We start from the raw sequence: 12673 nt of genomic DNA, 5'->3' as shown, positions 1-12673 counted from the left end.
TTTTTCTGTTCGATCGAGGGCATTAACTATTTACCGCATAAGCGGCTAAAAAGACAGAGACAATGGTATCTACTTTTGTTCTTAACTCGGCATTCATTGAAGGCTGCTTGTTTATCATAACGTTAGGCCAGAATGTTAACCCTTTCAATAAGCTGCCATAAACTTGGACCATTAGGCTGGTGTCTTGCCCATTAAGTCGGCCAGCACCCGCTGCCGTTTCTACCCATAGCTCGATGCCTTTGGTGCTATTCAGCTGTTCTGCTATTTCGGTGGCTAACTTAGGTTGGCGTAAGAACTCCATAATAATGACACGCGATAGTGGAATCCCATACTGATTAAAAATAGTATCGATTTCGGCAAGGGTGATCTCGGTGAGTTGCTCTTGCAGCGTTTTTTCTTCTGTGTAGCGATACTGCTCAGGTGGCGTTGCTGAGTCTTGAACAATTTTAAGAATCGAAGAAAAAAGCCTTTCTTTACTTTCAAAGTGACGATAGAGCGTTCGTTTGGATACATCTGCCTTCTTACACACATTATCCATGTTGGCTTCTAAGAACCCCTTTTCTATAAATTCAGCTCTCGCAGCGTCGATAATCGCGAGGCGTTTGATTTCGGTTCTTTTCATTGATGGCGTTCTGTTGAGATCGTATTTCTGTAGTGTAACAAGGTTTGTAAAAACCATAAAGTAAACTTGATAGTGTACTTTTGTTGGGTGATAATTGCCGAAATTGCAATGTTTACCCAAGATTTTCGATACTGTTGTAGGATGGAAAAGTGCTCAAGTTAAGTGACAAAAATACTCATAAACGATTTCGTCTGCCATTTTTTATGGCTGTCTTTACCACTTTATTGATGACAGGTTGTGATAAACAACAGCCAGACGAAATGATCACTACACCAATAGTCAGGCCCGTTTTAACTGAGCGAGTGACAGCGAATGGCGAACAATCATTGAGTTTCAATGGTGTTGTTCGCTCTTCTTCTCAGGTGGCACTCAGTTTTCAAGTGGCGGGTAAGCTGACGAAGTTATTGGTAAAAGAGGGTGAGGCAGTCAAAGAAGGCCAATTGCTTGCTTCCATTGACGATCGTGATTTTCAGTCGTCCTACACCGCGGCTAAGGTTGAGCTGCTTAATGCCAGAGTAGAATTTGAGCGTGGTCAAACCGTGTTTGAAAACTCAAAAGCAATCACCAAAAGTATGTTGGATGTGCTACAGACGCAGTATCAGATCGCACAGACCCGTTATGATGAAGCGAAGCGAAAGCTAGAATACACGCAAATCACAGCGCCATTTTCGGGCGTGATAAGTCGAAAAATCGTCGACAACTACGTTCAAGTTCAAGCCAATGAACCGATTTTATCTCTACATGACGTTGATGATTTAGAAGTGGTGATCCATATTTCTGACCGCGTGATGTTAACCCAAACCCACCAGAAAAAAGCGTTGGCGGAAATCAGTACTTTGAACGGTCGCTTATTTCCTTTAACACTCAAAGCGTATTCGACTCAGGCTGATCCAGTGACCCAGACCTATGCGATTACGTTGCGATTTGATGACATATCGGATGTCAACATTCTGCCGGGGATGGCGGTCAAGGTGTATGCCGCGAAGTCAGAAGACCAAATGTCTAGTCCAGTTATCTCAGTTCCTCTGGTCGCGGTTGTGCCTAATAACCAAGGAAAGCAATTCGTTTGGATCGTCGATAAAAATAATGAAACGCACAAACGTTATGTAACCGTTGGTGCTTTGAATCGCGACAGCGTTGAGATCATAGAAGGGCTAAATTCGGGTGAGACAATTGTGGTCGCGGGGGTGAGTAGTATTCAAACCGGAATGGTCGTTCGCCCTTATCAGGATGACATTCAAACGGCATCGGGTGGGCAGTAATGGATATTACTCGTTACGTGCTTAATAAGCGTACCAGCGTTTGGGTATTGATGTTACTTACTTTATTGGGTGGGTACATCAGCTATGAAAAACTGGGTCGCTTCGAAGACCCTGAGTTTGTGATTCGCCAAGCGGTTATTATTACTCAATATCCGGGTGCTACCACGCAAGAGGTGGCCGACGAAGTCACTGACATTATTGAAGGTGCAGTGCAAGCGCTGCAAGAAGTAAAAGAGATTAAGTCGGTATCCAAACAGGGCGTTTCGGAAGTGACGGTAGAGATTGAGCTTGAATTTGCAAAGAATCAGGCTGCACTTCAACAGGTGTGGGATAAGCTTCGCCGTAAGATAAATGATGCACAAAGGCAGCTTCCTCCCGGCGCAGGTGAACCTTTTGTTAACGATGATTTCTCGGATGTTTACTCACTCTTTTTCGCCATTTCTGGTGAAGGCTTCAACCACCGACAACTTTATGATTATGCTGATTCGCTTCAGCGTGAATTGGTATTGATTCCCGGAGTAGCAAAAACGGCGCTTCTAGCTAATCAATCAGAACGTATTTACGTCGAGATTTCGAGCGAACGATTGGCTAACTATGGTTATTCAATTGAAGATATTTTCAACGTCTTGAAGAAGCAAAACTTGGTGACGGTGGCAGGCAGTGTGGAAACCAATGATATGCGCGTTCCTGTTATACCATCCTCTACCGTCAGCTCGTTTGAGGACATTAAAAAGCTGCCTATCGGTGTGGGGAATCAAGGTGCGATTCTACGTTTAGAAGACATGGCTGATGTGACTCGTGGGTACAAAGAACCGGCATCAATGCTGATGCGATACAACGGTGAAGCTGCGATTGGGCTTGGCGTGTCGAACGTGACAGGCGGTAATGTGGTTGAAATGGGCGATGCAGTTAAAGCGAGGATTGAGGCGCTTATTGATCAAAGGCCACTAGGTATTGAGCTTGACGTTATCTCAATGCAGTCAGATTCGGTGAGAGCGTCTGTGGACGATTTTATTAGCAATCTACTGTTAGCGGTGGCGATTGTTTTTGTGGTCCTGCTTATTTTTATGGGGGTTCGCTCCGGTATTATTATCGGATTCGTTTTGCTACTCACCGTCGCGGGTACGCTCTGTATCATGTTGATTGATGATATTGCTATGCAGCGTATCTCTCTTGGCGCGCTGATTATTGCACTGGGTATGTTGGTGGATAACGCCATTGTTGTCACTGACGGGGTCTTGGTTCGATTACAGAACAATCAAGATCGTAAAACGGCGATTTCTGACGTGGTGAAAAGTACTAAATGGCCTCTATTTGGCGGCACCGTAGTTGGTATTTTTGCCTTTAGCGCTATTGGCTTATCGCCATCGGATATGGGGGAGTACGCAGGCTCACTATTTTGGGTAATTCTATTTTCGATGCTATTGAGTTGGTTATTTGCTATCACAATTATTCCACTCCTTTGCCATGATTTCTTAAAGGTTTCTCAGACAAAGCAAACGAGCAAAAACCAGTGGATTGCCGCGAAATATAAATCCACGTTAGTTTGGACGTTACAAAATAGGCTAGCTTCCATTGGGATATTACTGGCGGTATTGGTGGGCGCGATTTATGGTGCTCGTTATATTCCGCCGGGCTTTATGCCGGAATCGCAACGAGAGCAGTTTGTTGTTGATGTTCAACTGCCTCAAGGCTCAGACATATTAAGAACTGAACGAGTGGTTGCGCAAATTGAACAGGAAGTCGCTAAAAAATCGGGCGTCACAAATATCACCAGCTTTGTAGGTGGTGGTGGCTTGCGCTTTATGCTGACGTACGTCCCTGAGCCTAGAAACCCAAGTTATGGTCAATTGCTGATTGACGTGGATGACTACACAGTGATCGCGCCATTAATTGAAGAGTTGCAGCAAGAGTTAACGGTAGGTTATCCAGAAGCGTCGATCAAAGTATGGAAGTTCATGTTAGGTCGTGGTGGAGGTAAAAAAATTGAAGCAGGTTTTAGTGGGCCTGACAGTGCCGTACTGCGAGGGTTGTCAGAACAAGCCAAAACAATCATGAATAACGATGACCGATTGATTGCGGTTCAAGACGATTGGCGTCAGCAAGCTCCCGTGATTAGGCCTGTTTATTCCGCGCAACAATTACAACGATTTGGGTTGACGACGCAGGAAGTGAACTTAGCCATTAGCCAAACGCTGTCAGGTCGCCATGTGGGAGTCTATCGTGAAGGCAATGAGATGATCCCGATTGTCGTTCGCGCCCCTGAAAATGAACGTTCACAGAGTCGAGCTATTGAAAATACTCAAGTGATCAGCCCGATTACCAATAGCCCGGTATTGGTACGTGAACTGGTTGAGTCAGTTGATGTGGTTTGGGATGACGCGCTATTGAGAAAAATAGATCGCATTCCGACATTGTTGGCTCAAGCAGATCCAGCTCCGGGTGTGTTAACCGCTGATGCACTCGCCTCGGTACGTGAGCAAATCGAAGCGATTCCACTTGCTCCTGGTTACCAGCTCACCTGGTATGGGGAGTATAAGGCGGCGAAAGACGCCAACGTTGGGTTAGCAATCTCAGCTCCCTATGGATTTACCGCGATGATTTTAGCCGTGATCTTCATGTTCAATGCTGTTCGTCAGCCTTTGGTTATTTGGCTTACGGTACCGTTTTCCATTGTTGGTGTGACGATTGGGTTGATTGTATTCCAAACGCCATTTGAGTTTATGGCGATACTTGGATTCCTGAGCTTAACGGGAATGATGGTGAAAAATGCCATTGTATTAGTCGACCAAGCGGATGTGGAAATAGCGCAAGGTAAAGTGCCTTTTCAAGCGATTATTGATTCGGCTTTAAGTCGTGCTAGGCCTGTGTTGCTTGGGGCTATCACCACCATACTAGGTGTCGCTCCATTGTTGATTGACCCGTTCTTTAAGAGTATGGCGGTAACGATTATGTTTGGCTTGCTCTTTGCGACGTTGTTGACGTTAGTGGTGATTCCACTTTTTTATGCGATCTTTTTCAACGTTAAGGTCGAGAAAGCACATACGACATCGGTTTAATGGGCGTCTCGGTAAATAAAATAGGGCGTTGAATATATGACGCTTCAAAAGAGGCTAATGTGGAAGTTAAAGTTTCGTATTAGCCTTTTTTATTGAATAGAACTTAGAGTGATAGGTTTTCTAAAAACAGAAATGGCAATTCTCTTCATCCAGACCATGAATACCTTTTAAGCTAGCAAGGTGCGCTTTACCTGCTTCAATGCCCATGTCATAGCCACTTCTCAACGTTTTTTGATTCATCGTTAGGCGTCGAATAGCGAAATCTTCAGGTGGTGCTATCACACGAATTTTTACATCGCTTGGCGGGTTACGAATGAACTCTAAAGAGCGGTTATAGTTGTTTGAACGCTGCAGCATTGCCTGAGCGATACTCGGATACTTCGACAACAATTTCTTCATCATCCACGGGTATTTTACTGGACTCATTTGGTAGCTCAAAGGGTGAGATAAAATCACAGTGATCTCTTTGGCACCGCGTCGATAGGCTTCTTGAACAGGAATCGAGTCTGAGACCCCGCCGTCTGTGTAACATCGCCCGGAAAAGCAGGGAGTCTCTTTGTAAGCAACAGGCAGAGCAGTCGTTGCTTCAACCACTTGCCCTAGATTACTTGGCTGAACGTGATAATAGTCGGCATCTCCCGTCGCGATATTTGTGACGGCTGCGTACATTGGAATAGAACTAAAAAGTCGATCCCAATCAAGTGGGTATTCGTGGTTTGATTGCTCCCAAAGCCAGCGAACATCGACAAGATTTCCCCCTTTGGCAAATCGAAGTGGGCTGTAAAATTGCTTGTCGGTAGCAAGCTTGGTGATTACCTTTAGGCTCCGTTTTGGTGAATGAGCAAGGTAGCCGATAAGGTTCGTTGCACCAGCTGAAACGCCAATGGCAAAGTCATAGGGCAGAAAGCGATTGTCCATAAACGAATCCAATACGCCACTGGCAAAAATACCACGCATTGCGCCGCCTTCTACGATAAGCGCTTTCGGAGAGTTAGAACGAGAACCTGAGTCTAGGGAAGATGAAGTCGTCATACTGCATTCTTGGGGTCAATAAATCTTAGCGATAGAATAGATGGTAAGAAGCCCTAGAGATAATGGGTAGCACGTATTACTTTAATAGGCAAACCTGATGAAGCTTTGCCTATTCATTGTTTTTTCTCTGCGTAATGCGCGTTTGATTAGCCTTTCTGCACTTGCTCAATCCAACCGGAGAGTTGCTTCGCTTGTGTTAACGCGTTGAAGTGTTCGACCACACGTCTGCGAGCATTTTGTCCAATGGTATTACGTTGAGTGATAGGCAGGTTAGAGAACTCGATGATTTTTGCGGCTAGCTGTTCTGGGCTCTTTTCATCCACTAAATAGCCCGTTCCATGCGCAACTATTTCTTTGCACCCCATAATATTACTGGTAATAACAGGCGTACCCGATGCCATTGCTTCTTTTAATACCAGTGGGCCAGTATCGACACAACCACTATCAGAAAAGCAAAATGGCGCGACCATGCAATCGTAATTGACAAGGTTGTTCTTAACCCATTGATGAGGCTTTGCCCCTAAGAATTGAACTTGATTCTCCAGCTCCAGTCGCTCCATTTGTTTATAAAGCGCTAGTCTTTCTTCACCATCACCAATGATATCAAGTGTGACATCAATAGAAGAATCGATAAGGCTCATTGCTTCAAGCAGGTGGTGCACTCCCTTAGTAATGACTAACCGTCCAACAAATACCAATCGGATTGATCCCGTCTCTTTTTTATTAAGGGGGATGTATTGCTCTGATTTAACGCCGCAATGTAACAGTTTTATATTACCAGGGAATATCTTACGAAAGTCGTCATGCATGTCTTGGCAAACGGCGACAACAAAATCACTAAAACGAATTTTTTTATCAATATCAAAGGCGAATTCATACACATCGTGTCCATGACCTACAAACGAACAACCAATCCCTAGCAACTTAGAAGCCACAATGGCGTGCGCAGCAGTGTGCTGGCAAAAATGGGCATGAACATGTTCAACGTTTTGCTCTTTTAGTTGAAGTGCCAATTTTGTTGAAAAGTAGAATAGGGATCGCTTGGGCATGGCGGTTTGGTCAGACACAAAGGAGATGGCCTTTTGTATATCTTGAGCTTTAAAATGGAGTAGGTGCTTCCATGCGACTGATGTGCCAATTTGTTCGATATCATAATCGAAATGAAGCTCTGAAGTTTCTCGCTCAAAGGTGAGAACGCAAACCTCGTGCCCGCACTCTTTTACAGAGTCAATTTCTGTTTGAATGAAGGTCTCACTCAAAACCGGAAAGGTTGGGGTAATAAATGCGACTTTTTTCATAATGTGTCCCTACTCTAATTAGCCAATTCAAAACGTCACTGAAAAATTGATATCAATATTAGGGTTCAAAGCAATATGCATACCCACTTTGCATATCTAAAAATCAATAACTTAACGAGTTCAATCCTTGTCTTGTCATTTTGATTATCAAATTGACGCATTTTACCTCTATTGAGAAAAACCAAAGGGTTACTGAGGCGGTCATTGTTGGGGAAACAAGTAAAAACAGCGAGTTAGCAATTGGCTTGAATTATGCTTATTTCACTTAAATGCCTCGTTAAGGATCGGCCAATGTCCAAAGTGTCCGTTATCATTCCCACTTACAACTGCATCCAATACTTACCCAAGTGCCTGGAGAGTGTAGTCACACAGTCTCATCGCGATTTGGAGATCATTGTTGTGGATGATAATAGTAATGATGGCACCGCTGACCTATTATCTGATTGGATGAAAAAAGACCCCCGAATTATGGTAATAACCACATCTGGACTTGGCGCAGCTAATGCAAGAAACCTCGCGATAAACGCGGCAAATGGCGATTATATTGCGTTTTTAGATTCGGATGACTTTTGGTGGCCAGAGAAGATTGAAAAGCAAGTTGAGATTCATAAGCGACATCCTGAGATAGCGCTAAGCTTTACTGATTTTGAATATTTTAATGAAGCGTATCAATCGATAGAAGGTTGTTTTAACTACTTAAATATTAGCCATTTATTCAGTCAAACGGGATCGGTAATCGATGAACCATTAGAGTTGGTGTTGACCAATTCAGTGATTGGCACCTCAACAGTAATGATTAAATCAACGGTGCTAAAAAGCTTAGCGCTGTTTGATAGTTCATTAGATTATAGTGAGGACTTGGAGCTGTGGCTACGAGTCTGTGAGTCTCATAAAATTGGCGTGATTAACTCTATTGAAGCCGGTTATTTAATTCGAAAAAGTTCAATGACCCAAAGCATAAAGAGGCGTTGGACTAATTTAGCGTGCACGAAAAGTGTGATTGAAAAATATCGTCGACGTGAGTTTCTGGTTTCAAGAAGGGTTTTTAACAAGGCTTATGCGAGAATCTTTGATGGTGCTGCGGATAACCATCGGGATCTAAATCAGTACTCAAGAGCAGTATGGTCGGGGATGGTTTCTTTTTGTATCGATCCACAGAAAAGAAAAATACGCGGAATCTTAGGGGATTGTCGAAAATATTTATTTATGGTGCTACGTTTTGACGCCAAAGAAATTAGACCCTAGTCGCCGTTAAGGCTCAATTGAATAGTGCAGATCAGCCAGCAGGCACAAAAAAGCCACACCGAATCTCAATCACTGAGGGTAGCGTGGCTTTCTGGCTTACTTAGTATTCGTTAAGAATATTTATGAGCCATTAGGCATCCGTAAGCGGTCATGAACGGTGCTTCTTGATACTGTTTTAGACCTGTCTCGCTGAACTTAACTGGTAGAGGGTTACGCTTCAGCTTTTCTTTGATTTCAGTCGGCTCGACAACTTCAACATCCAAGTCTTGGATCAGTTGAATCGCGGCTTCTAGTTTAAAGCCGTAACCGCCGCCTGCAAATTTACCTTTGGTTTGACGCTTACGAATAACGACTTTATCGACTTGGTAGTCTTCCATTAGTTTTGCGAAAGAGAACTGGAAATCTCTCATCTGTTGAGTATCGCTGCCGTTGGCAATAGACACTTTAGAAACACGACAATCCGGAATATTAAATACGCCGTCAGACAGTGAAAGTAGGCAAATAACCGCGTCATTACCTTTGATCTCAACACCACAAATTTTCATTTTATTACCTTTTAACTTTAGACCCCGACATTATAGAGGCTAAGTGCCCTGATAAACCAGTATAACTGTCAGTCTTTCCTATTAAGTTTCTCATCTCAAATGTTTTCTGTTCATTGTTGAAGCGGAACAAGCTGAACGATGTGTGTTTTATTATTCAGCTAAGAAATCTTAAAGCTATGAATTAACGCCTGTTTTAGCAGTATTGCTACCTTACCCACAGTGTGACACCTCTTTTTCACGCTAAACTATTAGAGAATTGAAAAGGAGAAGTCTTTAGAGACGTACGTTAAGTATAAAATTGTTAGGCTTAACTTCTTCTAGGAGTAAGGATAAATAGATGACACAGCGAAATACTTCATTAGATCTGACCCAACAAAATATGGAGCGAATTCTCGCTGAAAATGAAGAACTGAAAGCTAAAATAATTGAGCTTCAAGTAAAGCTAACAGCCAGTGAGCAGCAGCTTGATGGTGTTAGGTTAAGTAGCCAGTACTTCGATGAGCAAAAGCTGCGCTTTGAGATCACCTCTATCCGTCAGCTTACTCCTAGGATCCGTGCTTACGAACTGCGACACCCTGAGAGGCTCGATTTACCTAAAGTCAGTGCGGGCTCTCATCTTTTTGTTCCGGTTAAACTCGATTCCGGAGAGTCTATTGAGCGTTGCTATTCTATTTGCTCTAACCCGGCAAGGCGTGATGTGTATGAGATAGCGATATTACGTGAAGAAGAGGGGAAGGGCGGATCGAAAGCCATTCATGAAACGTTTAAGATCGGCCAACTTATTTACTGCTCTAGGCCGAGAAACCTGTTTGAAGTACATGGTGATGATAGACCAACCATATTAATTGCTGCAGGTATTGGAATTACTCCGATTAAAGCGATGGCACAGCAGTTGTCTCGGCAAAAGAAGCCGTTTGAAATGCACTACGCAGGACGAAGTCTTGAAGAGATGGCGTTTCAAGAACGATTGAAAAGAGAATTTGGTGACACATTAACCCTATACAGCGCGGAAGATTCACAACGGTTGAACTGTGCTGAAATTCTACGTAATGCTGATGTAAACAGCATGATTTATGTATGCGGCCCAATGAGATTAATCAACGAGTTGGTTGAGACTGCGAAGGCGCAGGGTATTGATCCATCGCGTATTCGCAGTGAAGCTTTCTCCGCCCAGTTAGTCGAAAGTGAGCATTAACGGTTTTGTAAGTTTTCAATTCCTTCATTAACCCAGTGCAGTAGTTGTTTAGTCGCTTTTGAAAGAACTTGATTCTGTCGAACAATGTAGCCTAGATCGGTGGTTGGAAAATCAGGTAAAGGCGTGATGAGAGAGGTGAGGTGACGTTTACTAGAGATTGCAAATTCAGGAATGATTGCCACGCCAAAGCCGGCTTCCGCCCAGTCTATTTGAGCATCGACACTGCCGACCTCCATTACTCGGTAATTGGGTAAATTAAGCATTGGAAGTGCATCATCAATGATGTCTCGTGTCCGAGTATCGTGACCCAATAAGATCAACGTGAGTTCGTTATTGCTACTCTCCATTGACTCTTTTTTTCCATCAAATCCGTTGCCTAACGCAACCCATGTCACTCGCTGAAGTTCAACGAAGTGCAGCGGTTGGGTTTGTTTTTGCGAGATAACAAAACCAAGGTCCGCTTCTGCATTTTTTACCAATGAAGAAGCTTGAGATGAGGTGGTATTTAATAGGGCAATATCAATTCCAGGGTACTTGCCCTTGAATAATTTGAAGGCATCGATGAGCAGCATGCGAGAGATAATATCACTAGCTGCAATCGTGATGGTGCCTTTATCTAAATCATTGAGCGCATTGAGATCGGCTTGACAGACTTGCAGTTCATGCAACGTTCTATGGCTACTTTCCAATAATCTATTGCCTGCTTGGGTCAAGTGAAATGGGCTTCGTTCTATAAGCTTTACACCTGTTGCTTGCTCTAACTGTTTAAGGTGCAAGCTGACGTTAGGTTGGGTCATGTGTAGGGCAACGGCTGCCTTTCCAAAGTGTTTGTATTCGGCTAACGTGGAAAATGTTTTTAGCCAATGAATATCTAACATGCTGTGCCCTTAATGTGAGTTTACCCTACGACTTATCAATGACGCATTGCAATCTGATATGGAATCCTTATCAATTTAATTATTATAATTAATTTCTCTTATTTAATCGACACGATTAAGATCGTTTCTTAATCAATTAGGAGAAACGTTATGTCGTCTATTGTTGTTGTGGGTGCCAATTGGGGTGATGAAGGTAAAGGTCGTATTGTTGATTTTTTAGCGTCTGATGCGTCTGATGCGTCTGCCAGTGTTCGTTTTCAAGGCGGAAACAACGCAGGTCATACCGTGGTCAATGACTTCGGCACCTTTAAACTGCATCAACTACCAAGTGGCATCTTTAACCCTAATTGTATTGCGGTTCTTGGCCCTGGTATGGTGATAAGCCCTGCAGCCCTTAGCGAAGAGATTGCTGAAGTTGAAGCAACGGGTGTCGATGTTAACCTACGAATTTCCGATCGCGCGACGTTATGCCTTCCTCTTCACGCTTTAGAAGATACGCTTGAAGAGCAGCGCCTTGGTGATGCTGCTTACGGATCAACACGCCAAGGCATTGCTCCAGCTTACGGTGACAGAGTGATGAAAAAAGGCATTCTGGTTGGTTGGCTAAATCAGCCAGACGTGCTTGAGCAGCGTATTCAATTCATGCTGGATTGGAAAATGCCGCAGTTAAAGGCGCTTTACCCTGAGTGTGATTACGCTCAAAGTGCGGCTGAGCTGACCCAATGGTTGCTAGAAGTTACCAAGGCATGGCGTCCCTTTATTTGTAACGTTACTGAACCACTTAAAGCGCTTCAGGAAAAAGACGCCAATTTGTTGTTTGAAGCGCAGTTGGGCGCAGGTCGAGATCTTGTTTATGGTGAGTATCCTTGGACGACGTCATCAAATGTGACGGCAGCATATACGGGTATTGGTAGTGGCTTACCCGCCCTAAGACCAGACCGTATCATTGCAGTAGCAAAGTCGTTCAGCTCTTCAGTGGGTACCGGCACGTTAGTCACAGCGATGGAAGAGCAAGACAACTTCCGTGAAAGTTCGAATGAATATGGAGCGACTACAGGCCGTCCCCGAGACATGGGGTATTTTGATGCGGTAGCAACACGAAATGGGGTGGAGCTGCAAGCTGCGACGGAGGTTGCGTTAACCAAAATTGATTGCCTAACTGGGATGAAGGACCTACGTATCTGTGTGGCTTATGAAGGTGAACATAGCGAGAACCCAATTTGGCCACAGACTGCGGCATTAGCGCCAATTTATGAACAGATGCAAGGCTGGGATGAAGATATTACAGGTTGCCGTACCTTTGAAAGCCTTCCGCAAGGGGCGCAAGATTACGTGACTCGTATCGAAGAGCTAATGGGTGTGCCAATTGTCATGGTTTCAGTTGGGCCAGAGCGTGAGCAAATGATTATTCGTTAGTCGCGACTACGATTAGCCGATTTTGATAAAGGAGCCCCAGCTTAATTGCTGGGGTTCCTTTATCGACAATGAAAATATTATTGTTTTTCAAAAAGTAACATTCAAACAAAGCGTTGATAAA

The 12673-nt window shown here is 43.8% G+C and carries 10 protein-coding genes; 5 read left to right on the top strand and 5 right to left on the bottom strand.

Features of this window, described 5'->3' with window-relative positions; genetic code table 11:
* Positions 1-22: 22 nt before the first annotated feature.
* On the bottom strand, positions 23-622 hold the full coding sequence (locus KP803_RS12440; protein ID WP_248009158.1) for a TetR/AcrR family transcriptional regulator: 600 nt from the start codon (positions 620-622) through the stop codon (positions 23-25).
* A gap of 149 nt (positions 623-771) precedes the next feature.
* Between KP803_RS12440 and KP803_RS12435 the strand changes: the two genes are divergently transcribed.
* Both KP803_RS12435 and KP803_RS12430 read left to right on the top strand, forming a co-directional pair.
* Positions 772-1884 (top strand): efflux RND transporter periplasmic adaptor subunit, encoded by a 1113-nt coding sequence (locus KP803_RS12435; RefSeq protein ID WP_248009157.1) that lies wholly within the window; start codon positions 772-774, stop codon positions 1882-1884.
* Positions 1884-4943, top strand: a complete 3060-nt coding sequence (locus KP803_RS12430) for an efflux RND transporter permease subunit (RefSeq protein ID WP_248009156.1) — start codon at positions 1884-1886, stop codon at positions 4941-4943. The genes KP803_RS12435 and KP803_RS12430 overlap by 1 nt, the downstream gene beginning before the upstream one ends.
* 120 nt (positions 4944-5063) lie before the next feature.
* On the opposite strand, the gene KP803_RS12425 is transcribed toward KP803_RS12430, so the two are convergent.
* Both KP803_RS12425 and KP803_RS12420 read right to left on the bottom strand, forming a co-directional pair.
* Entirely contained in the window at positions 5064-5975 is a 912-nt protein-coding gene (locus KP803_RS12425) for a patatin-like phospholipase family protein (protein ID WP_248009155.1), read from the bottom strand.
* Positions 5976-6121: 146 nt separating this feature from the next.
* Positions 6122-7273, bottom strand: coding sequence for a glycosyltransferase family 4 protein (locus tag KP803_RS12420; RefSeq protein ID WP_248009154.1), 1152 nt, complete (start codon positions 7271-7273; stop codon positions 6122-6124).
* A gap of 291 nt (positions 7274-7564) precedes the next feature.
* Here KP803_RS12420 and KP803_RS12415 point away from each other — a divergent pair, with 291 nt between their 5' ends.
* Positions 7565-8518, top strand: coding sequence for a glycosyltransferase family 2 protein (locus KP803_RS12415; RefSeq protein ID WP_248009153.1), 954 nt, complete (start codon positions 7565-7567; stop codon positions 8516-8518).
* Between the two features lie 110 nt (positions 8519-8628).
* Here KP803_RS12415 and KP803_RS12410 read toward each other — a convergent pair whose 3' ends face one another.
* Entirely contained in the window at positions 8629-9063 is a 435-nt protein-coding gene (locus tag KP803_RS12410) for a DUF3010 family protein (protein ID WP_248009152.1), read from the bottom strand.
* Between the two features lie 337 nt (positions 9064-9400).
* Here KP803_RS12410 and KP803_RS12405 point away from each other — a divergent pair, with 337 nt between their 5' ends.
* On the top strand, positions 9401-10258 hold the full coding sequence (locus KP803_RS12405; protein WP_248009151.1) for a ferredoxin reductase: 858 nt from the start codon (positions 9401-9403) through the stop codon (positions 10256-10258).
* Here KP803_RS12405 and KP803_RS12400 read toward each other — a convergent pair.
* Positions 10255-11136, bottom strand: coding sequence for a LysR family transcriptional regulator (locus tag KP803_RS12400; RefSeq protein WP_248009150.1), 882 nt, complete (start codon positions 11134-11136; stop codon positions 10255-10257). The two genes, KP803_RS12405 and KP803_RS12400, sit on opposite strands and share 4 nt — an antisense overlap.
* A 150-nt stretch (positions 11137-11286) precedes the next feature.
* Between KP803_RS12400 and KP803_RS12395 the strand changes: the two genes are divergently transcribed.
* Positions 11287-12552, top strand: a complete 1266-nt coding sequence (locus KP803_RS12395; RefSeq protein ID WP_248009149.1) for an adenylosuccinate synthase — start codon at positions 11287-11289, stop codon at positions 12550-12552.
* Positions 12553-12673: the final 121 nt, after the last annotated feature.

Origin of the sequence: Vibrio amylolyticus (assembly GCF_023145695.1) — a bacterium.
GTDB classification, from domain to species: Bacteria; Pseudomonadota; Gammaproteobacteria; order Enterobacterales; family Vibrionaceae; genus Vibrio; species Vibrio amylolyticus.
This window is presented reverse-complemented; position numbering and strand designations above follow the sequence as displayed.

Bases quoted from the DNA above. Each gene is read 5' to 3' on its own strand.
- KP803_RS12420 (WP_248009154.1), bottom strand. From the start codon at position 7,273: ATGAAAAAAGTCGCATTTATTACCCCAACCTTTCCGGTTTTGAGTGAG.
- KP803_RS12440 (WP_248009158.1), bottom strand. From the start codon at position 622: ATGAAAAGAACCGAAATCAAACGCCTCGCGATTATCGACGCTGCGAGA.
- KP803_RS12400 (WP_248009150.1), bottom strand. From the start codon at position 11,136: ATGTTAGATATTCATTGGCTAAAAACATTTTCCACGTTAGCCGAATAC.
- KP803_RS12430 (WP_248009156.1), top strand. From the start codon at position 1,884: ATGGATATTACTCGTTACGTGCTTAATAAGCGTACCAGCGTTTGGGTA.
- KP803_RS12410 (WP_248009152.1), bottom strand. From the start codon at position 9,063: ATGAAAATTTGTGGTGTTGAGATCAAAGGTAATGACGCGGTTATTTGC.
- KP803_RS12425 (WP_248009155.1), bottom strand. From the start codon at position 5,975: ATGACGACTTCATCTTCCCTAGACTCAGGTTCTCGTTCTAACTCTCCG.
- KP803_RS12395 (WP_248009149.1), top strand. From the start codon at position 11,287: ATGTCGTCTATTGTTGTTGTGGGTGCCAATTGGGGTGATGAAGGTAAA.
- KP803_RS12415 (WP_248009153.1), top strand. From the start codon at position 7,565: ATGTCCAAAGTGTCCGTTATCATTCCCACTTACAACTGCATCCAATAC.
- KP803_RS12405 (WP_248009151.1), top strand. From the start codon at position 9,401: ATGACACAGCGAAATACTTCATTAGATCTGACCCAACAAAATATGGAG.